Genomic DNA, 21253 nt, shown 5'->3' on the forward strand with positions numbered 1-21253 from the left:
GCGCTATCGACAAAGCGTTGTGTTTGTCAGCTGCGAAGAAGGAAGAGTATGAAGCTTTTTCAGCATTTCGTCAACCTTCTTTTTCCTCCACTTCAGTCTGCATTTGCATGCATCGTTCAGCGAGGGGACGAATTATAGCCCTGCCCTGGACGGCCTGCAAGGGCTATTTTTGGCCTGCTCTAATATTGCTGTGTGATATCGTGACACCAGCATCCTTGCACCGCATCCACTTACTTTCATGCCTATTCCTCATATCCCATCCACGGCCAATACCGCACTGGCCGCCGAGCTCGACCACGCCATCAACCACAAGACCAAGCCACTGGGCAGCCTGGGGCTGCTGGAGACGCTGGCACGCCAGATCGGCCTGATCCAGCAAAACACGCAGCCAGTCATTACCGAACCGGCCATTATCGTGTTCGCCGCCGACCATGGCGTGGTGGCCGAAGGCATCTCGGCCTATCCGCAGGACGTGACCTGGCAGATGGTGGAGAACTTCCTCGGCAATGGCGCGGCCATCAATGTCTTCGCACGGCAGAACAACTGCGCATTACATATAGTGGATGCGGGCGTGAAGCATGACTTCGGTCCGCGCGACGGCTTGCTCGACCGCAAGCAAGGCCCCGGCACCCGCAACTTCGCGCTGGAGCCGGCGATGACGCAGCAGGAATGTGCATCAGCCATGCAGGCCGGCATGGATCTGGCCGATACCTTGCCCGGCAATGTGCTGGGCTTTGGCGAAATGGGCATTGGCAATACCACCGCCGCCGCAGCGCTGATGCACAAGCTGACCGGCACGCCGGTAGCACAATGCGTGGGGGCGGGCACGGGCCTGTCCGCAGATGGCGTCCTGCACAAGCAGCGCGTGATCGAGGCGGCGGCGAGCAAACATGTGCAGGCCATCGAACCGCTCGATGTGCTGGCCACCTTTGGCGGTTTCGAAATCGCCATGGTGGCCGGCGCCATGCTGAAGGCGGCCGAGCGCCGCATGGTGCTGCTGATCGACGGCTTTATCGTCAGCAGCGCGCTGCTGGTGGCGGCGCGGCTGCAGCCGGCCATTCTCGATTACTGCGTGTATGCACACTGCTCCGATGAAAACGGCCATCGCGAACTGCTGGCCAGCCTGGGTGCGCGGCCGCTGCTGCAGCTGGACCTGCGCCTGGGCGAAGGCACGGGCAGCGCGCTGGCCTTGCCGCTGCTGCATGCAGCCGTCAATTTCCTGCAGCAGATGGCGACCTTCGGCTCGGCGCAGGTCAGCGAGAAGTCGGACAGCTGACATGCTGCATCAACTCCGCCTGTTCCTGATTGCGCTGCAGTTCTTTACGCGCCTGCCCATTCCGCGCTGGGTGGGCTACCAGCCGGCATGGCTGCAGCAGTCGTCGCGCTATTTTCCGCTGGTGGGCGCGGTGGTGGCGGCCATCTGTGGCGCTACCTATATGGTGGCAAGCTGGCTGCTGCCCTCGCCCATCGCCGTGCTGCTGGCGGTGGCCGCCGGCATCTACCTGACCGGCGCCTTTCATGAAGACGGCTTTGCCGACATGTGCGACGGCTTCGGCGGCGGCCTGACGCGCGAGCGGGTGCTGGAGATCATGAAGGACTCGCGTATCGGCGCGTATGGCGCGATCGGCATTCTGTGCCTGCTGGCGATCAAGGCTGGCGCGCTGGTGTCGCTGCCAACCGCAGTCGTGGTTGCGGCATTGTTCATCGCCCATCCGCTGTCGCGCCTGGCGGCCGTGTCGCTGATCTGGCTGATGGACTACGCGCGCGACGAAGGCAAGGCCAAGCCGATGGCGCAGTCGATGAGCACCGGCGAATTCGTGGTCGCCGCTTTCTGCGGCCTGCTGCCCGCCATTATGTGCGGCTTGCTGGGCATGTTCGACTGGAGCGCGCTGGTGCTGGCCCTGCTGGCGGCGATCGCCAGCGCCTGGTTCCTGGGCCGCAAATGCCAGCGGCGGCTGCAGGGCTATACAGGGGACTGCCTGGGCGCGGTGCAGCAGGTGGCGGAGGTGGCGGTGTACCTGGCGATCCTGACCAGCTTCCAGCCGGCCGTGCGGTTTTATTAGGCTGTGAATCAAGCAATGAAGCTGATCCTGGTCCGCCATCCGGCGCCCGATGTGGCCAGCGGCCTCTGCTATGGCCGCAGCGATGTTGCAGTGACGCCACAGAATATGGCGGCAAGCTGCGCCAGCCTGCTCGCCAGCCTGCCGGCCCATCTTCCGCTCTACAGCAGCCCGCTGTCGCGCTGCTCCGTCCTGGCGCAATCCCTGGCGCGTGCTCTGCCAGCCAGCCAATTTACACAAGATCCGCGCCTGGCAGAAATGGATTTCGGCGCCTGGGAATTGCACCCCTGGCAGGATATCGAACGCACCGATATCGACGCCTGGGCGGCGGACCTGGCGCATTACCGGCCTGGCGGCGGCGAGAATGTACTGGCGATGGCGACCCGTATCCGGTCGTTTCTGACTGAACTGTTGCGCGAACAACACGCAACTGTCATCATCATTTGCCATGCTGGCACCATCCGCCTGCTCACCGCCTTGCAGGCCGGTTTGTCATTGGAGGAAACGGCCGTGCTGGCCGCGTCTAACCGCCACCAGATCGCCTACGGCGCCACCGTGACGCTCGATTTCCAGCGACCGATAGTCACGCCAGGCATTTGAGTGCACGCCTGCTGCACGTATAATGGCAGGGTTTTGGTGCCCGCGTTCATGTCATGAGCGCAGTTAAACGGGAAACACGATGCCGACCAGAGGCCAACGTGTGCTGCCCCCGCAACGGTAAACAAGTGTCGCCCCTTTCGACTCGAAAGCGTCCGACAAGCTGTCCCTGACAACCACTGTGCCTGCTACGGCATGGGAAGGTAGGACAGCCTCGCTTGCAGCCCGGATACCGGCCAGAACAGGTGGAAGTGTGTGAACGGGGATGTTCGCGAATCCGACTGGCCAGTCTGTTCCAGGCCGTCTTCGCTCGTCATCCTCAGTTCCGTACTTCTGTTCAATCTGGCCAACGGGGACGTCGGCTGGTTGCTTCTTACTTACTGAAAATTATCATGACTCATGCTGTTTCCCGCCACGCGGCCCTCACGTCGCTCGCGCTAGCCATTGCCGCGCCTTCCGCCTTTGCGCAAGCTACTCCAGACACCTACGATCCTGTCGTCGTTACCGCCAGCCGCTATCCACAGCACCTGAGCGAAGTATTGAGCGATACGCAAACCATCAGCTCGGAAGACATCGCGCGCTCGGGCGCCAGCTCGGTGGTCGACCTGCTGCAAAAACAGCGCGGCATCGAAGTGGCACGCAACGGCGGCCCGGGCACCGCGGCCTCGGTCTTTATCCGCGGCGCCAACAGCAACCAGAACATCGTGCTGGTCGACGGCGTGCGCATCGGTTCGTCCACCCTCGGTACGGCCAACTGGAGCGCCCTGCCCCTGTCGAGCATCGACCACATTGAAATCGTCTATGGTCCGTTGAGCACCATGTACGGCGCCGACGCCATGGGCGGCGTAATCCAGATCTTCACCAAGAAAGGCGACGGCGCGCCGCGCTTCTCGGCCGCCGCTGGCTACGGCAGCAACAACACGCGCCAGGCCGAAGCGCAAGTATCGGGCGCCACCGGCGGCTACAACAGCTTCAGCTACTCGCTGGCTGCCGGCAAGGAAAAATCGGACGGCTACTCGGCCTCGAAGCTGGGTGCCTCGTCGTTCACCTACAATCCTGACAAGGACGGCTACGACAAGGAAAGCGTCAGCGGCCAGATCGGCTACCAGATGGCCAAGGGTCACCAGGTTGGCCTGGCATTCCTGAACAGCAAACTCGATGCCCAGTACGATGCAGGTCTCGGCTACGACGCACGCAGCAAGCAGAAACTGGAAAACATCTCGGTCTTCACCAAAAACGAATTCCTGCCCAACTGGACCAGCGAACTGCGTTACGCGGAAGCGCGCGACAAGTCCGGCGACGACAGCGGTACCGAATCGTGGAGCAAGAGCCAGATCGACACCAAGCAGACCGACCTGACCTGGCAGAACGACATCCGCTTCGGCCGCGACAACCTGCAGCTGCTGGCCAGCTACCGTGACGAAGACGTCATGTCGAGCAGCACGCCGGAAGTGACCGGCTCGCGCAATACCAAGTCGTTCGCGGCGTCGTACAACCTGGTGCGCGGCCAGAACCTGCTGAGCATCAGCGGCCGCCGCGATGACAGCTCGGCATTCGGCAACCACAACACCGGCAGCATCGCTTATGGCTACCGCTTCACCAATGCCCTGCGCGCCACCGCCAGCTACGGCACCAGCTTCCGCGCGCCGACCTTCAACGAGCTGTACTACCCTGGCTATGGCCTGGCAAGCAACCAGCCTGAGCGCGGCCGCAATGCCGAAGTGGGCATCCGCTATGACGACGGCGTATCGAAACTGAGCGCCAACTACTACCATAACAAGATCACCGACCTGCTGGTCAACACCACGCCGTGCCCGGATCCGACCTTCACCGGCACTTTCGGCTGCGCCTACAACGTCAACAAGGCGCTGCTGGAAGGCCTGACGATTGCCGGCTCGCGCAAGTTCGGCAACTTCAATGTGCAAGGCAACATCGACCTGCAGGACCCGCGCGATGAAACCAAGGACAAGCAACTGGTACGCCGCGCCAAGCGTCACGCCAGCTTTGCCGCCGACTACAACATCGGCAGCCTGACCGCCGGCGCCGAATGGCAGTTGTCGGGCCAGCGTTTTGAAAACGCCGCCAACACCACCCGCCTCGGTGGTTATGGCCTGGTCAACCTGTATGCCACCTATCAGCTCACCCCTGACTGGTCGGTGCTGGCGCGCTGGAACAATATCGCCGGCAAGGACTACGAACTGGCCCGCTTCTACGCGACCCCAGGCTCGAAAGCCTTCGTTGGCGTACGCTACGGCATGAAGTAAGCACCATGAAGTCGGCAACAAGGTAATGATGTAAGCTGCGGGCGGTGACGAGGATCGTCATCGCCCGCAGTGCAGTTCTGCAGTCCCCGCTTTATAAGGCAGTCCATGCACCCATTTTTCCGCAACATGCGCCACCGTGCCACGGTGATCCTCACGATACTGATCGTGTGCGCGGTTGCCAGCCTGGTTTTCTCCGGCATGACCGGTTCGATCGCGATTCCGCTCGCCGACCTGCCGTCCGCCCTGTCCCATCTGATGCAAGGCAAGACCGACACCCTCGCCGCCACCCTGCTCGAGTTGCGCCTGGGCCGCGCGCTGACCGCCTTTGTCACCGGCGCCGCGCTGTCGCTGGCCGGCGTGATGATGCAGGCGCTGCTGCGCAATCCGCTGGCCGACCCGTATGTGCTGGGCCTGTCGTCGGGCGCCTCCGTCGGCGCGCTGGCCGCGCTGATGTTCATGTGCTCGATGTGGGTGGTCGATGCGGCCGCATTCGGCGGCGCGGTCGCCATCTCGATGCTGCTGTACCTGTTTGCGCGGCGCGACCTGCGCGGCGGCACGGCGGCCGAAGGCGGCGCCTCGCTGCTGTTGCTGACGGGCGTGATCCTGTCCGCCGCCTGCATGGCCCTGGTCTCGCTGATGCTGTCGATCGCGCCCGAAAGCCGCTTGCGCAGCATGGTGTTCTGGATGATCGGCGATTTGTCCGGCGCGCCAGCGCGCGCCATGCCCTGGCTGGTACTGGCCGGCGGCCTGATTTTCGCCCTGCGCAGCGCCCGATCGCTGAACGTGATGGCGCTGCATGCGGAAGCGGCCAGCACGCTGGGCGTGCGCGTGGGCGCGCTGCGCAAAGGCCTGTTCTTCTGTTCGGGCCTGCTGACGGCCAGCGCCGTCACCAGCGCCGGCAGCGTGGGCTTTGTCGGCCTGATCGTGCCGCATGCACTGCGCTTTGCCTGCGGCCCCGACCACCGCGTGCTGATTCCCGCGGCGGCGCTGGCCGGCGGCACTTTCCTGGTGCTGGCCGACACGCTCGCGCGCACCGTGCTGGCGCCGATGCAGCTGCCGGTCGGCGTGGTCACCGCGCTGATCGGTGCGCCCGTCTTCCTGTACCAGCTGCACCGGCTGCGCAAATGAGGACACCATGATCCGTACCTACCAACTGGGCCTGAAGGCCGGCACGCGCATGCTGCTGGAAAACCTGAACTGGCGCATCAGCGAAGGCGAATGCTGGAGCATCATCGGCCGCAACGGCGCCGGCAAAAGCACCTTGCTGCGCACGCTGGCCGGCTTGCGCGAACCCGATGCCGGCCATGTCACGGTGCAGGGCCGCGCCCTGATCGACTGGCCTTTGGCGGCACTGGCGCGCGAACGGGCCTTTCTGGCACAGGCGCGCAATGATGCGTTTTCCTATCGCGTGATCGAGACGGTGCTGTCGGCGCGCCACCCATATCACGACAACCATTACTGGGAAGGCAGCGACGACCAGAAGATCGCGCTGGCGGCGCTGGCCTCGATGGAAGTGGCGCACCTGGCCGAACGCGACGTGCGCAGCCTGTCCGGCGGCGAGCGCCAGCGCGTGGCGATCGCCGCCATGCTGGCGCAGGACACGCCCATCCTGTTGCTCGACGAACCGGCCAATGCGCTGGACCTGGCGCACCAGGTCAGCGTGATGGGCCTGTTGTCGCGCCTGTGCCGCGAGCAGAAAAAAACCGTGGTAATGGTGGGCCATGACCTGAACCTGGCGCACGGCGTATCGAGCCACGCGCTGCTGCTGATGGGCGATGGCGGCTGGCTGGCCGGCCCCGTGGCCGAGGTGATGCAGGCGTCCATCTTGGGCGACTACCTGGGCCACCCGATCGAGATCATCGAACACGGCACGCGCAAGATATTCATACCAAAAGAGGATTAGCATGACCGACCAGACCCATATCAACGACGACACGGCCGCCATCAACGAACGCCACCGCGTGCGCATGGAGCGCAAGAAGGCCATCATCGACGCGGCGATTGCCAAGGCCGACAAGGAAATCGGCATCATCATCGTCAACACCGGCAATGGCAAGGGCAAGAGTTCGAGCGGCTTCGGCATGGCGATCCGCGCCATGGGCCACGGCATGAAGGTGGGCGTGGTGCAGTTCATCAAGGGCGCGATGTCGACCGGCGAAGAAAAATTCCTGCGCCGCTTCCCCGACGAGATCAGTTTCCATGCGATGGGCGAAGGCTATACCTGGGAAACCCAGAACCGCGAGCGCGATATCGAAAAAGCCGAGCTGGCATGGGAACAGGCGAAAACCTTTCTGGCCGACCCCGGCTACGGCCTGGTGCTGTTCGACGAACTCAATATCGCCCTCAAATACAAATACCTGGACGTGCACAAGGTGATCGCCGACCTGCTGGAACGCCCCGCCATGCAGCACGTGGTGATCACCGGCCGCGGCGCGCCAGAGGAACTGATCGCGATTGCCGACACGGTGACCGAAATGGCGGTGGTCAAGCATGCTTACGCAGCCGGCATCGGCGCGCAGGCCGGCACCGAGTGGTAACAGCCAGATGACACGCACGCTGGTTTTTGGCGGCGCCCGCTCGGGCAAGAGCGCCTACGCCGAACGGCTGGCCAGCGACTCTGGCAAGGAAGTGCTGTATCTCGCCACCGCGCAGGCGGGCGACGGCGAAATGGCCACGCGCATAGCGCATCACCGCGCGCAGCGCCCGCACGGCTGGCCGACGGTGGAAGAGCCGCTGCGCCTGGGAACTGTCCTGCTGCAGCATGCGCAGCCTGGGCGGCTGCTGCTGGTCGACTGCCTGACGCTGTGGCTGACCAACCTGATGTTTTCGTCCGGCGAAACCTATCCGGACGTGGGCGATATCGTGCTGCCCGAACTGTTCCACAGCGAGCGAGCGCATTTTCTGTACACGCTGGCCGAACTCGAACATGGCGGCTGCGACATTGTGCTGGTGTCGAATGAAGTGGGCATGGGCATCGTGCCGTATGGCGCCATTTCGCGCTGCTTTACCGATGAAGCGGGACGGCTGAACCAGGCCGTGGCGGCTACGTGCGAACGCGCGGTATTTGTCGCCGCCGGCCTGCCCCTGTACCTGAAAGGCGGTCCATGCTGAGCGGCTTTTCGCTGCCGCTGCTGGCCGGGCTGATGACGGCTGGCGTGCTGCTTGATCTGCTGCTGGGCGAGACGCGGCGCTTTCATCCGCTGGTCGGTTTTGGCCGCCTGGCCGGCGCCATCGAGCGCTTGCTGAACCGGGGCCGCGCGCGCCTGTTGCGCGGCCTGCTGGCGTGGATGCTGGCGGTGCTGCCAATCACCTGTGCGGCTTTCTGGCTGTGCGGCCTGGCCGGCGCCGCGCTGCATGTGTTCCTGCTGTACCTGTGTTTGGGCCTGCGCAGCCTGCGCGACCATAACCAGCCGATTGCCGAGGCACTGGCCGCCGGCGACCTCGATGGCGCGCGCCTGCTGACGGCGCGCATCGTCAGCCGCGATACCAACAGCGCGGACGAAACCAGCCTGGCCAAGGCCAGTACCGAATCCCTGCTGGAGAACGGCAATGACGCCGTGTTTGGCACCCTGTTCTGGTTTGCCGTGGCCGGCGGCCCGGGCGCAGTCTGCTTCAGGCTGGCCAATACGCTCGATGCCATGTGGGGCTACCGCACGCCGCGCTACGACTGGTTCGGCTGCTGCGCCGCGCGCATCGACGATCTGTTGAACTATGTGCCCGCGCGCCTGACCGCCTTGTCATATGTGGTACTGGGCAAGACCATGGCCGATAAAAAACGTGCCTGGCGCTGCTGGCGCACGCAGGCGCCGCACTGGGGCAGCCCGAACGCCGGCCCCGTGATGGCCAGCGGCGCAGGAGCACTGGGACTGTCTCTCGGCGGCGACGCCGTCTACGATGGCGAGCTGGAACGGCGCCCGCCGCTGGGCAGCGGCAGCCCGGCAGCGGCACGCGATATCGACCGCGCCTGGCGGCTGGTCGCCGAGACTACCGCACTGTGGCTGATCTGGGTGGCGCTGGCGGCCGGCCTGTCTTATCTGCGAGGAGGCTATTTTGCCTGAACCTTTGCTTGAGCATGGCGGCAATCTGCGCGACGCCGCGCGCGCCTACGGCCGTCCGCTGGAGCAGTGGATCGACCTGTCGACCGGTATCAATCCGCACTGGTATCCGGTGCCGGCTACCGCCCCGAATGCGTGGCACCGCCTGCCTGAAGCCGATCCCGCGCTGGCCGCAGCCGCCTGCCGCTACTACGGCGCGCCGGCCATGCTGCCGGTGGCCGGCACGCAGGCCGCCATCCAGGCCCTGCCCCGTCTGCGCGCGCCTGGCCGCGTGATCGTCGCCGCGCCGTCATATGCGGAACACGCGCACCACTGGGGCCAGCATGGCCACAGCCTGCGCCAGGTGCCGTATGCGCAGTTGCATGATGCCGTGGACGACTGCGAGGTGCTGGTGGTGTGCAATCCGAACAATCCGACCGGCGCACGCATCGCGCCCGAGTTGCTGCTGGCATGGCACGCCAGGCTGGCCGCGCGCGGCGGCTGGCTGGTGGTCGATGAGGCATTCGCCGATACGGAAAACGCGCCCAGCCTGGGTACGCATGCCGGCCAGACGGGGCTGATCGTGTTGCGCTCGGTCGGCAAATTCTTTGGCCTGGCGGGCCTGCGGCTGGGTTTTGTGGCCGCCGCGCCCACGCTATTGAACGCGCTGGCCGCCATGCTGGGGCCGTGGACCGTCAGCGGCCCGGCGCAGCAGGTGGCGCTGGCGGCGCTGGCCGATACTGCCTGGCAGCAGGCCATGCGCGCGCGTTTGCAACTGGAAGGCGAACGGCTGCGGCACTTGCTGGCGCGGCACGCGATTGCCGGCAGCGGCTGCGCGCTGTTTCAATGGTGGCCGGAAGAACGCGCGCAAGACTTTCATCGCCATATGGCCGAACGCGGCATCTGGGTACGGCTGTTCCGCCATGCGGCGCGCGGCATCCGTCTGGGACTGCCGCCCAATGAACCCGCCTGGCAGCAGCTGGAGCAGGCACTGATTGCATGGAACAAGGAAAACACATGAAACACTGGACGATGACACTGCTGGCCGCACTGATTGCCTTGCCGGCGCACGCCACGATCTCGGTACGCGACGACGATGGCAATGCCGTCACGCTGGACAAGCCGGCGCAGCGCATCCTGGCGCTGGCGCCGCATATCACCGAGCTGCTGTTCGCTGCCGGTGGCGGGGAAAAAATCGTCGGCGTCGTCAGCTACAGCGATTATCCGGAAGCGGCAAAAAAAATCGCCAAGGTGGGCGACAACCGCCAGTACGACATGGAGCGCATTATCGCCATGAAGCCGGACCTGATCGTGGTGTGGATGCATGGCAGCGCCGAGCGCCAGATCGCCATGCTGCGCCAGCTGAACGTGCCGATCTATCACAGCGACCCGAAAAAACTGGCCGACATTCCCAACAATATGGAGCGTCTGGGGCAGTTGATGGGCACGGAAAAAGTCGCCGCGCCGGCTGCCGCCCGGCTGCGCGCGAAACTGGCCAGCTTGACGGCGCAGTATGCGCAGCGCCCGCCGGTGCGCCTGTTTTACCAGGTGTGGGACAATCCTTTATATACGATCAGCGGCGCCAGCATCATCAGCGATTCGATGCGCGTGTGCGGCGGCCAGAACGTGTTTGCCGCGATGAAGGTGGTGGCGCCGGTTGTTACGGCCGAAGGCGTGCTGCAGGAAAATCCCGAAGCGATTTTTGCCACCAGCGAAAAGAGCGATGCGGACAGCGAAGGCGGGCTGGCCATGTGGCGCGCATTCCCCTCCTTGAGCGCGCCGCGCAACAATAACCTGTTCCGCCTGAACGGCGATTTGCTGAACCGCGCCGGCCCGCGCATGGTCGACGGCACCGCCGCCCTGTGCGAGAAACTGGAACTGGCGCGCCAGCACCGCAGCGCACCTGCATCGAAAGCGGCCGCGAAGGCAGTGAAATGAGCCACTACCAGCGCATCGCATGTTTGTCGACCGAGGCGGTGGAAACGCTGTATGCGCTCGGCGCCGAAGACGTGATCGCCGGCATCTCGGGTTTTACCGTGCGCCCGCCGCGCGCGCGTGAAGAAAAGACCAAAATCAGCGGTTTTTCCTCGTCCAGCCTGGAACGCATCCTGGCCGTGCAGCCGGACCTGGTGATCGGCTTTTGCGACATGCAGGCCGATATCTGCCGCGACCTGGTCAAGGCCGGCGTCGAAGTGCATCAGTTCAACCAGCGCACGGTCGAGGGCATCCTGCGCATGATAGGCGTACTGGCGGCGCTGGTGCAGCGCGAGCAAGCGGGCAAACAATTGGTCGCCAGCCTGCGCGCCGAGATCGCCCGGGCCCGCGCGCGCGCCGCATCGTGGACACGCAAGCCGGTGATCTATTTCGAAGAGTGGAACGATCCCTTGATGAGCGGTATCGGCTGGGCAGCGGAGCTGATCGCGATGGCCGGCGGCGTCGATGCGTTTCCGGAATTATCCGTGCATCCCGGCGCGAAAGAGCGCATTATCGCCGACCCTTTGGCGGTGGTGCGGCGCGCGCCCGATATCATTATCGCCAGCTGGTGCGGCAAGAAATTCCAGCCGGCCCAGCTGATGGCGCGCGCGCAGTGGGACACCATCCCCGCAGTGCGCAAGCAGATGCTGTTCGAGATCAAGTCGCCCGATATCCTGTCGCCCGGGCCGGCGGCAATCACCGAAGGACTGCGCCAGATCAGCGATATCGTCGCGCAATGGCAGGCAGCGCAAACATGAGCGTCCCATTCCACACCCTGATGGTGCAGGGCACCACCTCGGACGCGGGCAAGAGCACCATCGTCGCGGCCTTGTGCCGGCTATTGAAACGGCGCGGCGTGACGGTCGCCCCGTTCAAGCCGCAGAACATGGCCCTGAACAGCGCGGTGACCAGCGACGGCGGCGAGATCGGCCGCGCGCAGGCGCTGCAGGCGCTGGCGTGCGGCATCGCGCCGCATACCGACATGAATCCGGTGCTATTGAAACCGTCGTCGAACACGGGCGCGCAGGTGATCATTCACGGCAAGGTACGCGCCGAGATGGATGCGCGCGACTACCAGCAATATAAAACCATTGCCATGGGCGCCGTGCTGGAATCGTACGGCCGCTTGCGCGGGCAGTACCAGGCCGTGATCGTCGAAGGTGCAGGCAGCCCGGCCGAGATCAACCTGCGCGCGCGCGACATCGCCAACATGGGCTTTGCCGAAGCCGTCGACTGCCCCGTGATCCTGGTGGCCGATATCGACCGCGGCGGCGTGTTCGCCCATATTATCGGCACACTGGCCTGCCTGTCGGACAGCGAACGGGCACGCATACTCGGGTTTGTCATCAACCGCTTTCGCGGCGATATCTCGCTGCTGCAGCCGGGCGTCGACTGGCTGGAACAGCAGACGGGCAAGCCGGTGCTGGCCGTGCTGCCGTATCTGCAGGGGCTGTTCCTTGATGCGGAAGATGCGGTGGAAGCCATGCAGACCGAACGCGGGGCATTCACCGTGGTGGTGCCGCAGCTGCCGCGCATCAGCAACCACACGGACTTCGACGCGCTGCGCGCCCATCCCGGCATCGACCTGCGCTTTATCAAACAGGGCCAGCCGATACCGCCAGCCGACCTGGTGATCCTGCCCGGCAGCAAAAACACGCGCGGCGACCTGGAATGGCTGCAGCGGCAGGGCTGGCCCGCTTACCTGGCAAAACACCTGCGCTATGGCGGCAAGGTGATCGGCATCTGCGGCGGCTTCCAGATGCTGGGCGAGAGCGTGCGCGATCCGCTGGGGGTGGAAGGCGCCGCAGGCGAGTCAAGCGCGCTGGGATTGCTGGCGATGAGGACGGAACTGACGGCCGACAAGCGGCTGGTGCAGGTTACCGGCCAGTGCGCATTTGCCGGCGCGGACCACGCCCTGGTCTCCGGCTATGAAATCCATATGGGCGTGTCGCATGGCGCGGCGCTGGATCAGCCGGCGTTTTTGATCGATGGGCGGCCGGAAGGGGCGGTATCGGGCGACGGGCAAATTTTGGGAAGCTATCTGCACGGCATGTTCGATACGCCCGATGCCTGCTCGGCGCTGCTGCGCTGGGCGGGACTGGAATCGGATTACGTCGTCGATACCAGTGCCCTGCGCGAAGCGAGCCTGGAGCGGATTGCCGATGCGGCGATGCCCTTGATGGATGCGCTGGAAAGCTTGCTGCGCTGACGGTGTTGTCGGATTACGCGCAACGAAAAACATAGGCCAGCGCCGATCGTAGGTCGGATGAGCGCCTGCGCGTAATCCGACACCACCATGATCACGGCCAACAATGTTGTCGGATTACGCGCAGCCGCGCTGCACTAATCCGACCTACGTAAAACGCATGTCTGCCGTAGGTCGGATTAGCGGCGAAGCCGCGTAATCCGACAAGCCACTGCTCAATTCTTGATGCACGTCCCCATATACGAGCGGTCGGTGGAAAACTCGATCGCCATGCTCGACGACACGGGCATGAACATCGAATAGTCGGCCGGCACGTCGGCGGGATCCTTGAATACGGCGATCCCATCGAAATCGACGGCTTGCGCGCCGAGGCCCAGCTTGTTGATGGTGATGGCTTCAGTGTGCGTCTTGCCTGCCGTGTTGTTGGTGATGGTGGCGGTGCTGCCGGCCACCACGATGTTCGCGCTGATGCCCGGCGCCGCGCAAGCATAGCTGCCGGCCAGTTCCGTGCCGATCTTTTGCTGCCTGGCCGCCACCATGGTGCCGACGCGCATGACGTTCTCGTCGTTGCGGCTGTAGCGGTCGATAAACAGCGCCAGCCCGCGATCGCCGGCATGCACGTGGACGATGCCGAAATCCTGCTGTCCCTGGCGGGCGATGATCAAACCACGCGCAGCATCCCTGACCAGCGTCAGGCTGGCGTTTTCCGCCGCCAGCTGCGGCGATACCGCCGTGCAGGCGCCTTGCGCATTGAACACGCCGCCATTGCACAGCTGCGCGCTGCCGTCGGCAGCTATCCGCAGGCTGCCTTTCGGATTGAAGGGACTGCCGCCGTTCGACGCGTTGCGCATGGCGCCGAGGAAGATATAGCTGCCGGCCAGCTTGGCCACATCGGTGGCCGCATAGCCTGTGCCGCTGACGTTCGAGCTCATGCTGCCGAGCTTGACGGTACCCGTCAGCAGGCGCGTGCGTGCATCGACGCTGATGCTCAGGTCGGTACCGGTGTAGGTCGTGATATTGCCGGTCGTGACGGACGTGAATGTGCCGCTGCGATCGACCAGGCCGAACTGCGTCGACAGCACCTTGACGGCAAAGGTTTTCTTCGCGTTGTCAAAGGTGATGCGCCAGGTGTCGCCGATATCGGCCGCCACGTCATAGACACTTTCGTCCGCATTCGCGCCGGCGATCACGGCCAGGCCAGCCTGGGCGGCCACCGCTTGCGAGGCCGCCGTGACGGCGTCAGTGGCCGGCGTCACCGGCGGCGTGACCACTACCGGCGGCGTGACTACCACCGGTGGCGTGACGGGCGCGGCCGGCGTGCTGTCGTTATCGCTGCCGCCGCCGCAAGCGGTCAGGGCCGCACCCAGCAGGACTATGGAGAAGGCATTTTTCATCGTGGTTTTCCAGGAAAGAGGTGGTGCGACAGGCAACAGTCGCAATGACGGCACCGATGCTAGCCCGGGCGAGCAACTATTACTATGGAACAATTGTTCCATGGACTTGCAGCGGCCGTCGTGCCATGGCCTGCAGGCCGTGGGCGCGCCCGCGCCATTTATGTAACAATCCAGCCACTGTTGCCTCCGTTCCACCCTCCTCAGGTTTGCATCCATGTCCAGTTCCGCCGTTAAAAGCTATCTTCCGTGGGTGGTCGCCACCGCCCTCTTCATGGAGCAGCTCGACTCCACCATCGTCAATACCGCCATTCCCAGCATGGCCGCCAGCCTGAACGTCACGCCGCTGAGCCTCAAAGCCGTCGTCACCAGCTATATCCTGAGCCTGGCCGTGTGCATTCCGATCAGCGGCTGGATGGCGGACCGCTTTGGCACGCGGCGCGTGTTTTCCGCCGCGGTCGCCATCTTCACCATCGCCTCCATCCTGTGCGGCCTGTCCGTCAATTCGCCGATGCTGGTGGCGGCGCGCCTGCTGCAGGGCGTGGGCGCGGCGATGATGATGCCGGTCGGCAGGCTGACCATCATCCGCACCTTTCCCAAGTCGCAATTGCTGGCCGCCATGAATTTCGTGATTATCCCGGCACTGATCGGCCCGCTGCTGGGGCCGACCGTGGGCGGACTGATCGTGCACTGGCTGTCATGGCGCGAGATTTTCTTTGTCAACGTGCCGGTCGGCCTGGTGGCTTTATACCTGGCGCACCGCTACATGCCCGACTATTACGGCGACAAGCCGCGTCCGCTGGACCTGATCGGCCTGGTGCTGTTCGGCACCGGCATCGCCCTGCTGTCGTGGCTGCTGGAAGTATTCGGCGAGCATCGCGTCGATCCGACCTCGTTCGGCGTGCTGCTGTTTATTTCCATCAGCCTCCTGGCCGCCTACGTGTGGCATTCGAGCGAAGTGCTGCATCCGCTGCTGCGCCTGGCGCTGTTCAAGGTGCGTACCTTCCGCGTGTCGGTGGTGGGCGGCTTTGTCACGCGCCTCGGTGTCGGCGGCCTGCCGTTTCTGCTGCCGCTGCTGTACCAGCTGGGCCTGGGCCTGCCGGCCTGGCAGTCGGGCCTGCTGATGATGCCGTCGGCGGCCGCCGCGATGGGCATGAAATTCATTTCCGCGCGCGTGCTGGCCCGCTTCGGCTACCGCCAGGTGCTGATCGTCAATACGGTGCTGATCGGCGTGACGATCGCCATGTTCTCGCAGGTCAGCGCCGGCACGCCGCTGTACGTGATCGTCGCCATCAGCCTGTGCCTGGGCTTTTTCAATTCGCTGCAGTTTTCCAGCATGAACACGATCGCCTACGCCGATGTCGACAAGGCCGACTCCAGCATGGCCAGCACGATTGCCAGCTCGATGCAGCAACTGTCGATGAGCTTTGGCCTGGCTTTCGGTTCGCTGATCACGGGCTGGTACCTGGGCGACATGCCGCAGTCGAACCGCGTCATGCTGAGCAGCGCCCTGCATCACGCTTTCCTGACGCTGGCCGCCGTGACGATTCTGTCTTCGCTGACGTTCTGGACCCTGCGCCGCGAAGACGGCGAAAGCATCAGCAAGGGCGGCGATGTCGACGAGGATGATGCCGCCGAAGTGAAAGCAAAGGCGGTGGTCCAGACCGAGGTACAGACCGGCAAGAACTGAGCCGCCTCAAGCCGCCGGCGTGCCGCGCTGGCGGCGTGCCGGCGGCCAGTGCTAACGTGCGCTGGGGAGGCGCACATGGCGATCGAACAGCGGTTTGCATGGGAAGGCCGGGATCGCCATGGCAAGCCCGTGCAGGGCATGCTGCGCGCCATCGACGCGCCGGCTGCCACCCTTGCGCTGCGCCGCCAGGGCATCCTGGCCACCCGGGTTCACTTGCGCCGCGCCGCGCCCGGCAAGCCGCTGACCCGCAAGGATATCGCGCTGTTCACACGCCAGCTGTCGACCATGATGGGCGCCGGCGTGCCGCTGCTGACAGCCTTCGAGATCGCCGGCAAAGGGCATGCCAAGCCGGCCATGACACAGCTGATGCAGGACTTGCGCCACGATATCGAAGCGGGCAGCAGCCTGCAGCAGGCCTTCCGCCAGTTCCCCCACCTGTTCGATGAGCTGTATTGCAACCTGGTGGCGGCCGGCGAACAGGCCGGCATCGTGCAGGAACTGCTGGCGCGCCTGGCCAGCCACCAGGAAAAAGCCATCGCCCTGCGCCGCCGGCTGCGCGGCGCGCTGATGTATCCGCTGGCCATTATCGCCGTTGCCGTCCTGGTCACGGCCGTCATCCTCACCGTGGTCGTACCAGCCTTCAGGCAAGTCTTCGACAGCTTTGGCGCGCCGCTGCCGCTGCCCACGCTGCTGGTGATGGAACTGTCCAGCCTGCTGGTGCAATCGTGGTACTGGCTGCTGGCGGCGCTGCTGGGAGTCATCGTGCTGCTGCGCCGAGCCTGGCGGCGCTGGCCGCGCTTGCGGCGCCAGGTCCAGCTGCAGGCGCTGCGCATCCCCCTGTTCGGCCCGCTGATCCGGCGCGCGGCGATTGCCCGCTGGACGCGCACCCTGGCCGCCATGTTCGCCGCCGGCGTGCCGCTGCTCGATACGCTCGACCTGGTGGGCGCGGCCGCCAACCATGCCTTGTACCAGGAAGCGACCACGCGCATCGAACGCGAGATCCGCGCCGGCGGCAGCCTGGCGCTGGCCATGGGCCATAGCGGCGTGTTTCCCGAACTGCTGACCCAGCTGGCCCTGATCGGCGAAGAATCGGGCGCGCTCGACGCCATGCTCTCGCGCGCGGCCGACATTATCGAAGCGGAGATCGACAGCACCGTGGCGATCCTGACGTCGCTGCTGGAGCCGGCCCTGATGGTGGTGCTGGGCATGCTGGTCGGCGGTCTGGTGATCGCGCTGTATCTGCCGATTTTCAGGCTGGGGGCGGTGATTTGAAGACTGTCTGTACTGGCGCAGACCTGTACCGTCTGAAACACCTGAAACAGGCCGACGCTGCGCAGATCCCCGGCATGACGCGCCCGCGCGTGTCCGATGTGATCAACCGTAAAACGCCGAAATTCACCATCGATGCGCTGGTCGACATGCTGGCCCGCACCGGCAAGCGCGTGGAGTTTTCGATCGCGTAATTAATGGGAGCATAATACTGTGGCGGCTTGCCGAAAGTTCCCCGGAAGGGTGTGGATGTTTTACACTGCGCAGTGCCAGCAACTGTTTGCGCGGCAACATCACACCTGACAAGACCACCATGCTGCAAGATACCCTGTTGTTCGCCGCGCCCGGCAATCTGCCCGTCACACTCGTCGCCGCCCTGTTCGGCCTGATCGTCGGCAGCTTTCTCAATGTCGTGATCCACCGCATCCCGAAGATGATGCAGCGCGAATCCGACAATTATGTGGCTGTGGAAAGCGGCCAGCCGCCGCCCCACACCGACAAATACAACCTGATGCTGCCGCATTCGCACTGCACCGCATGCGGCCACCGTATCACGGCGATGGAAAACATTCCCGTCATCAGCTACCTGGTATTGCGCGGCAAATGCAGCGCCTGCAAGGCGCCGATTTCGCCGCGCTATCCGCTGGTGGAAGTGCTGACGGGCGCGCTGGCGGCGCTGCTGGTCTGGCATTTCGGCAGCGGCTGGACGGGCCTGGCCACCCTGCTGTTTGCGTTCCTGCTGATCGCCATGACCTTTATCGACGCCGACACGCAAATGCTGCCGGACGACCTGACTTTTCCTCTGCTATGGGCTGGCCTGCTGGTCAATATCAACGGCACCTTCGTGCCGCTTGCCGACGCCGTGATCGGCGCGGCCGCCGGCTACCTGGCCCTGTGGAGCGTCTACTGGGCCTTCAAGCTGGCGACAGGCAAGGAAGGAATGGGGTATGGTGACTTCAAATTGCTGGCGGCGCTCGGTGCCTGGCTGGGCTGGACCATGCTGCCGACAATTATTTTACTGTCGTCCGTGGTCGGCGCGCTGGTCGGCATCTGCCTGATCGTGTTTGCCAAACGCGGACGCGACAAACCCATTCCTTTCGGTCCCTACCTGGCTGCCGCCGGCGTCATCGCGCTGCTGTACGGCACGCCGCTGTCACACCTGACACTGGGCCTGATCGGCTGATCGAATGGAATCCATGACCGACTCCGGCACGGCGCAAGGCGCATCCTATTTCAGCATCGGCTTGACCGGCGGCATCGGCTGCGGCAAAAGCACGGTGGCCAATCTGTTTGCCGCGCGCGGCGCGACCATCGTCGACACCGACGAGATCGCGCACAGCCTGACGACGCCCGATGGCGCGGCCATGCCGGCGTTGGTGGCCGAATTTGGCGCAGGAGTGCTTGACGCGAATGGCGCGATGAACAGGGCAAAAATGCGCGAGCTGGTGTTTTCCGACCCGCAGGCCAAGCGCCGCCTGGAAGCCATTTTGCATCCGCGCATCCGCGCCGCCACCCTGGCGGCCGCGGCCAGCGCCACCGGCGAGTATGTGATCTTTGCGGTGCCGCTGCTGGTCGAATCGGGCGGCTGGACCGAGCGCGTCGACCGCGTGCTGGTGATCGACTGCCTGGAAAGCCTGCAGGTGGCGCGCGTGATGCAGCGCAACGGCCTGTCCGAAACGCAGGTAAAAGCCATCATGGCCACGCAGGCGACGCGGACGATGCGCCTGGCCGCGGCCGATGATGTGATCGATAACAATGGCGACCTGGCGGCACTGGAGCCGCAGATCGCTCTCTTGCACGAGGTATACCTCGCGTTTTCAAAAAGAATGGCAGGAATGCCGTCGCGGCATTTGTAATTTGTCGACGCTTGGTTCAGAATCACGGGATTGCTTGCCGGTCCATACTTAAGGGATGTCATTTTGATTGTCTACGAATACCCTTTCAATGAACGCATACGTACGCTGTTGCGGCTGGAAGACCTGTACGACAAATTCAAGTTCTTTATCCAGCAAGAGCACGCCATGCAGCACCATGTTGCTTTGGCAACCATTTTCGACATGCTGGAAGTGGCCGGCCGCGCCGACCTGAAGTCCGATCTGCTGCAGGAACTCGAGCGCCAGCGGCAGAGTCTGCTTGGCTACCGCAGCAATCCGAATGTGGAACCGGAAACACTGGACGCCATCCTGGGCGAACTCGACAGCGTCAGCGGCGCCCTGGTGGCGGCGCAAGGCAAGACGGGCCAGAATATCCGCGACAATGAATGGCTGATGAGCATACGGGGCCGCACCATTATCCCGGGCGGCGCCTGCGAATTCGATTTGCCGTCGTACTTTGCCTGGCAACAGCGCAGCTCGGAGCAGCGCCTGGCCGATATCCAGGCCTGGTTCGCGCCGCTGGCGCCGTTGTTCGATGCGCTGGCGCTGGTGCTGCGCCTGTTGCGCGATTCGGGCGGCCCGGTGAAACTGATGGCCAATGCGGGCAGCTACCAGCAGATGTTGCAAGGCAAGGTGTACCAGATGTTGCGCCTGAGCCTGGATGAAAGCAGCGGCGCGATTCCCGAAATCTCGGCCAACAAATACATGCTGTGGGTGCGCTTCACGACTCAGGGCGGCGACCTGAAACCCAAGCCGCTGGAAGAAGATGTATCATTCGAACTCACGCTTTGTAATTTCTAATCGTTCTTGCCATGACCGTCGTTAATTGCCCTACCTGTGCCGCCAAAGTCGAATGGACTGCGGCCAACAAATACCGTCCGTTCTGCTCGGATCGCTGCAAGCAGATCGACCTGGGCGCCTGGGCCGAGGAAAAATACACCATCCCGGCCGCCGACCCGCTCGACGATCCATTGGACGACGAGAGCAAGCCGCAGCATCCTGCCCAGCACTGATGTCTTTATTCGCTGAACGGATTGGCCAGCTGTAAGCCGCAAGCGGCAAAGCGGTCGAGACGGCCGCTGACCACCGTCAGGCCATAGGCGATGCCCATCGCCGCAATCTGTGCATCGATATGGCCACCGCGCCCCTGCAGGCGCGCCCACACCAGCGCGCATTCCAGGTCGAATTCCAGCAGGCGCGCGGCATACTCCGCCAGCACCGCTTCAAGCCAGCTTTCCATGGCCAGCGCTTCCATCGTCGCCCCCCTGTGCCACAACTGCCGTATGCCGGCGCGCAACTGCGCCACCGCCTGTATCGGCAGGTAGCGCGATTCGGGCGGGACTTTGTCAAAGATGGCCAGCACGCCGGACGGCGCTTCCACTGCCTTGCGCGCGGCCACAATCACATCGGCGTCAAACAGATAGCCAGGCATGGCTAGCGGTCGCGGCCGAAATCCGCATCGCTGCCGACATCGGGCATGCCGCGCAGGATATCGTCGAGAGGACGCTTGGGCAGTGGGCGCAGCACGCTGCGCAGGATATCGCGGTGTTCTTCCTCGATGCTGCGGCCATGGGCGCGGGCGCGCTTGTGCAGCGCGGCCAGCAGCAGTTCATCGGCGTCGTTGAAAGTGAGGGTCAGGGTCAGCGCCATGCAGGTCTCCCGCTACAGTCGGTACCTCACTGTAGCGCAAACGCGTGGCGATGCAAGGCGTGCGCGGGAATCAGGCGGCGGCTGTCAAACCGGCGGTGCTGCTTTCGCGGCGCACCACATCGAGCCATTCCAGCAACGGAATAGTGGCCGGCAGCAAGGGTTCCACGCCGACCGTGCCCTGCCAGGCAAACGCCTGCCCTTCCAGGCTTTGCGGCTCGCCACGCCAGTCGCGGCTGATATAGAA

The 21253-nt window shown here is 64.2% G+C and carries 22 protein-coding genes, 2 pseudogenes and 1 riboswitch; of the genes and pseudogenes, 20 read left to right on the top strand and 4 right to left on the bottom strand.

Going from position 1 to position 21253, the window contains the following annotated elements; translation table 11 throughout:
• The first annotated feature begins 238 nt into the window (after nucleotides 1-238).
• The 13 genes from cobT (at nucleotide 239) to RTQ46_RS07805 (ending at nucleotide 13138) form a co-directional block, all read left to right on the top strand.
• Nucleotides 239-1276, top strand: a complete 1038-nt coding sequence (cobT, locus tag RTQ46_RS07745) for a nicotinate-nucleotide--dimethylbenzimidazole phosphoribosyltransferase (protein WP_312435670.1) — start codon at nucleotides 239-241, stop codon at nucleotides 1274-1276.
• A gap of 1 nt (nucleotide 1277) precedes the next feature.
• Nucleotides 1278-2063 (top strand): adenosylcobinamide-GDP ribazoletransferase, encoded by a 786-nt coding sequence (locus tag RTQ46_RS07750; RefSeq protein WP_312435671.1) that lies wholly within the window; start codon nucleotides 1278-1280, stop codon nucleotides 2061-2063.
• A gap of 15 nt (nucleotides 2064-2078) precedes the next feature.
• Nucleotides 2079-2660 carry a histidine phosphatase family protein gene (locus RTQ46_RS07755; RefSeq protein ID WP_312435673.1) on the top strand — a complete coding sequence of 194 codons (582 nt, stop codon included), beginning with the start codon at nucleotides 2079-2081 and terminating at the stop codon, nucleotides 2658-2660.
• A 17-nt stretch (nucleotides 2661-2677) separates the two neighbouring features.
• A riboswitch (cobalamin riboswitch) is annotated at nucleotides 2678-2913 on the top strand.
• Between the two features lie 136 nt (nucleotides 2914-3049).
• Nucleotides 3050-4921: a TonB-dependent receptor domain-containing protein gene (locus RTQ46_RS07760; RefSeq protein WP_312435675.1), complete on the top strand. Its 1872-nt coding sequence runs from the start codon at nucleotides 3050-3052 to the stop codon at nucleotides 4919-4921.
• Between the two features lie 105 nt (nucleotides 4922-5026).
• The gene (locus tag RTQ46_RS07765) at nucleotides 5027-6049 is read left to right on the top strand and encodes an iron ABC transporter permease (protein WP_312435676.1); all 1023 of its coding nucleotides are present in this window, start codon (nucleotides 5027-5029) and stop codon (nucleotides 6047-6049) included.
• 7 nt (nucleotides 6050-6056) lie between these two features.
• Nucleotides 6057-6824, top strand: a complete 768-nt coding sequence (locus RTQ46_RS07770; protein ID WP_312435677.1) for an ABC transporter ATP-binding protein — start codon at nucleotides 6057-6059, stop codon at nucleotides 6822-6824.
• Between the two features lies 1 nt (nucleotide 6825).
• The gene (gene cobO, locus RTQ46_RS07775) at nucleotides 6826-7458 is read left to right on the top strand and encodes a cob(I)yrinic acid a,c-diamide adenosyltransferase (RefSeq protein ID WP_312435679.1); all 633 of its coding nucleotides are present in this window, start codon (nucleotides 6826-6828) and stop codon (nucleotides 7456-7458) included.
• A 7-nt stretch (nucleotides 7459-7465) separates the two neighbouring features.
• Complete coding sequence (gene cobU / locus RTQ46_RS07780) at nucleotides 7466-8032, top strand: bifunctional adenosylcobinamide kinase/adenosylcobinamide-phosphate guanylyltransferase (protein WP_312435681.1); 567 nt, start codon at nucleotides 7466-7468, stop codon at nucleotides 8030-8032.
• Nucleotides 8026-8979 carry an adenosylcobinamide-phosphate synthase CbiB gene (cbiB, locus tag RTQ46_RS07785; protein WP_312435682.1) on the top strand — a complete coding sequence of 318 codons (954 nt, stop codon included), beginning with the start codon at nucleotides 8026-8028 and terminating at the stop codon, nucleotides 8977-8979. Before cobU ends, cbiB begins: the two co-directional genes overlap by 7 nt.
• A gap of 4 nt (nucleotides 8980-8983) precedes the next feature.
• Nucleotides 8984-9976, top strand: coding sequence for a threonine-phosphate decarboxylase CobD (gene cobD / locus RTQ46_RS07790; RefSeq protein ID WP_312435835.1), 993 nt, complete (start codon nucleotides 8984-8986; stop codon nucleotides 9974-9976).
• On the top strand, nucleotides 9973-10893 hold the full coding sequence (locus tag RTQ46_RS07795) for a cobalamin-binding protein (protein ID WP_312435683.1): 921 nt from the start codon (nucleotides 9973-9975) through the stop codon (nucleotides 10891-10893). Before cobD ends, RTQ46_RS07795 begins: the two co-directional genes overlap by 4 nt.
• Complete coding sequence (locus RTQ46_RS07800) at nucleotides 10890-11687, top strand: ABC transporter substrate-binding protein (protein ID WP_312435684.1); 798 nt, start codon at nucleotides 10890-10892, stop codon at nucleotides 11685-11687. The genes RTQ46_RS07795 and RTQ46_RS07800 overlap by 4 nt, the downstream gene beginning before the upstream one ends.
• On the top strand, nucleotides 11684-13138 hold the full coding sequence (locus RTQ46_RS07805) for a cobyric acid synthase (RefSeq protein ID WP_409518307.1): 1455 nt from the start codon (nucleotides 11684-11686) through the stop codon (nucleotides 13136-13138). The genes RTQ46_RS07800 and RTQ46_RS07805 overlap by 4 nt, the downstream gene beginning before the upstream one ends.
• Before the next feature lie 212 nt (nucleotides 13139-13350).
• Here RTQ46_RS07805 and RTQ46_RS07810 read toward each other — a convergent pair whose 3' ends face one another.
• Nucleotides 13351-14529 carry a hypothetical protein gene (locus RTQ46_RS07810; RefSeq protein ID WP_312435686.1) on the bottom strand — a complete coding sequence of 393 codons (1179 nt, stop codon included), beginning with the start codon at nucleotides 14527-14529 and terminating at the stop codon, nucleotides 13351-13353.
• 214 nt (nucleotides 14530-14743) lie between these two features.
• Here RTQ46_RS07810 and RTQ46_RS07815 point away from each other — a divergent pair, with 214 nt between their 5' ends.
• The 7 genes and pseudogenes from RTQ46_RS07815 (at nucleotide 14744) to yacG (ending at nucleotide 20372) form a co-directional block, all read left to right on the top strand.
• On the top strand, nucleotides 14744-16216 hold the full coding sequence (locus RTQ46_RS07815) for a DHA2 family efflux MFS transporter permease subunit (protein WP_312435687.1): 1473 nt from the start codon (nucleotides 14744-14746) through the stop codon (nucleotides 16214-16216).
• A 75-nt stretch (nucleotides 16217-16291) separates the two neighbouring features.
• Entirely contained in the window at nucleotides 16292-17488 is a 1197-nt protein-coding gene (locus RTQ46_RS07820; protein ID WP_312435688.1) for a type II secretion system F family protein, read from the top strand.
• Nucleotides 17489-17526: 38 nt separating this feature from the next.
• Nucleotides 17527-17679 (top strand): annotated as a pseudogene (locus RTQ46_RS07825) (helix-turn-helix domain-containing protein); the annotation flags it as partial.
• Between the two features lie 119 nt (nucleotides 17680-17798).
• Entirely contained in the window at nucleotides 17799-18668 is an 870-nt protein-coding gene (locus RTQ46_RS07830; protein WP_312435690.1) for an A24 family peptidase, read from the top strand.
• A 13-nt stretch (nucleotides 18669-18681) separates the two neighbouring features.
• The gene (gene coaE, locus RTQ46_RS07835) at nucleotides 18682-19341 is read left to right on the top strand and encodes a dephospho-CoA kinase (protein ID WP_312435691.1); all 660 of its coding nucleotides are present in this window, start codon (nucleotides 18682-18684) and stop codon (nucleotides 19339-19341) included.
• A gap of 63 nt (nucleotides 19342-19404) precedes the next feature.
• Nucleotides 19405-20160 carry a cell division protein ZapD gene (zapD, locus tag RTQ46_RS07840; protein ID WP_312435693.1) on the top strand — a complete coding sequence of 252 codons (756 nt, stop codon included), beginning with the start codon at nucleotides 19405-19407 and terminating at the stop codon, nucleotides 20158-20160.
• A gap of 11 nt (nucleotides 20161-20171) precedes the next feature.
• Nucleotides 20172-20372 (top strand): DNA gyrase inhibitor YacG, encoded by a 201-nt coding sequence (gene yacG, locus RTQ46_RS07845; RefSeq protein ID WP_312435694.1) that lies wholly within the window; start codon nucleotides 20172-20174, stop codon nucleotides 20370-20372.
• A 5-nt stretch (nucleotides 20373-20377) separates the two neighbouring features.
• Here yacG and RTQ46_RS07850 read toward each other — a convergent pair whose 3' ends face one another.
• The 3 genes and pseudogenes from RTQ46_RS07850 to RTQ46_RS07860 form a co-directional block, all read right to left on the bottom strand.
• Complete coding sequence (locus RTQ46_RS07850; RefSeq protein WP_312435696.1) at nucleotides 20378-20791, bottom strand: hypothetical protein; 414 nt, start codon at nucleotides 20789-20791, stop codon at nucleotides 20378-20380.
• Between the two features lie 2 nt (nucleotides 20792-20793).
• Complete coding sequence (locus RTQ46_RS07855) at nucleotides 20794-21009, bottom strand: FitA-like ribbon-helix-helix domain-containing protein (RefSeq protein WP_312435697.1); 216 nt, start codon at nucleotides 21007-21009, stop codon at nucleotides 20794-20796.
• Between the two features lie 70 nt (nucleotides 21010-21079).
• Nucleotides 21080-21253, bottom strand: a pseudogene (locus RTQ46_RS07860) (8-oxo-dGTP diphosphatase MutT); the annotation flags it as partial.

Source organism: Janthinobacterium sp., assembly GCF_031995485.1.
Taxonomy (GTDB): Bacteria; Pseudomonadota; Gammaproteobacteria; order Burkholderiales; family Burkholderiaceae_D; genus Janthinobacterium.

What these genes read in the sequence shown, in the direction of transcription:
- cobT (WP_312435670.1), top strand. Translation starts at nt 239, where the DNA reads ATGCCTATTCCTCATATCCCATCCACGGCCAATACCGCACTGGCCGCC.
- RTQ46_RS07750 (WP_312435671.1), top strand. Translation starts at nt 1,278, where the DNA reads ATGCTGCATCAACTCCGCCTGTTCCTGATTGCGCTGCAGTTCTTTACG.
- RTQ46_RS07755 (WP_312435673.1), top strand. Translation starts at nt 2,079, where the DNA reads ATGAAGCTGATCCTGGTCCGCCATCCGGCGCCCGATGTGGCCAGCGGC.
- RTQ46_RS07760 (WP_312435675.1), top strand. Translation starts at nt 3,050, where the DNA reads ATGACTCATGCTGTTTCCCGCCACGCGGCCCTCACGTCGCTCGCGCTA.
- RTQ46_RS07765 (WP_312435676.1), top strand. Translation starts at nt 5,027, where the DNA reads ATGCACCCATTTTTCCGCAACATGCGCCACCGTGCCACGGTGATCCTC.
- RTQ46_RS07770 (WP_312435677.1), top strand. Translation starts at nt 6,057, where the DNA reads ATGATCCGTACCTACCAACTGGGCCTGAAGGCCGGCACGCGCATGCTG.
- cobO (WP_312435679.1), top strand. Translation starts at nt 6,826, where the DNA reads ATGACCGACCAGACCCATATCAACGACGACACGGCCGCCATCAACGAA.
- cobU (WP_312435681.1), top strand. Translation starts at nt 7,466, where the DNA reads ATGACACGCACGCTGGTTTTTGGCGGCGCCCGCTCGGGCAAGAGCGCC.
- cbiB (WP_312435682.1), top strand. Translation starts at nt 8,026, where the DNA reads ATGCTGAGCGGCTTTTCGCTGCCGCTGCTGGCCGGGCTGATGACGGCT.
- RTQ46_RS07795 (WP_312435683.1), top strand. Translation starts at nt 9,973, where the DNA reads ATGAAACACTGGACGATGACACTGCTGGCCGCACTGATTGCCTTGCCG.
- RTQ46_RS07800 (WP_312435684.1), top strand. Translation starts at nt 10,890, where the DNA reads ATGAGCCACTACCAGCGCATCGCATGTTTGTCGACCGAGGCGGTGGAA.
- RTQ46_RS07805 (WP_409518307.1), top strand. Translation starts at nt 11,684, where the DNA reads ATGAGCGTCCCATTCCACACCCTGATGGTGCAGGGCACCACCTCGGAC.
- RTQ46_RS07810 (WP_312435686.1), bottom strand. Translation starts at nt 14,529, where the DNA reads ATGAAAAATGCCTTCTCCATAGTCCTGCTGGGTGCGGCCCTGACCGCT.
- RTQ46_RS07815 (WP_312435687.1), top strand. Translation starts at nt 14,744, where the DNA reads ATGTCCAGTTCCGCCGTTAAAAGCTATCTTCCGTGGGTGGTCGCCACC.
- RTQ46_RS07820 (WP_312435688.1), top strand. Translation starts at nt 16,292, where the DNA reads ATGGCGATCGAACAGCGGTTTGCATGGGAAGGCCGGGATCGCCATGGC.
- RTQ46_RS07830 (WP_312435690.1), top strand. Translation starts at nt 17,799, where the DNA reads ATGCTGCAAGATACCCTGTTGTTCGCCGCGCCCGGCAATCTGCCCGTC.
- coaE (WP_312435691.1), top strand. Translation starts at nt 18,682, where the DNA reads ATGACCGACTCCGGCACGGCGCAAGGCGCATCCTATTTCAGCATCGGC.
- yacG (WP_312435694.1), top strand. Translation starts at nt 20,172, where the DNA reads ATGACCGTCGTTAATTGCCCTACCTGTGCCGCCAAAGTCGAATGGACT.
- RTQ46_RS07850 (WP_312435696.1), bottom strand. Translation starts at nt 20,791, where the DNA reads ATGCCTGGCTATCTGTTTGACGCCGATGTGATTGTGGCCGCGCGCAAG.
- RTQ46_RS07855 (WP_312435697.1), bottom strand. Translation starts at nt 21,009, where the DNA reads ATGGCGCTGACCCTGACCCTCACTTTCAACGACGCCGATGAACTGCTG.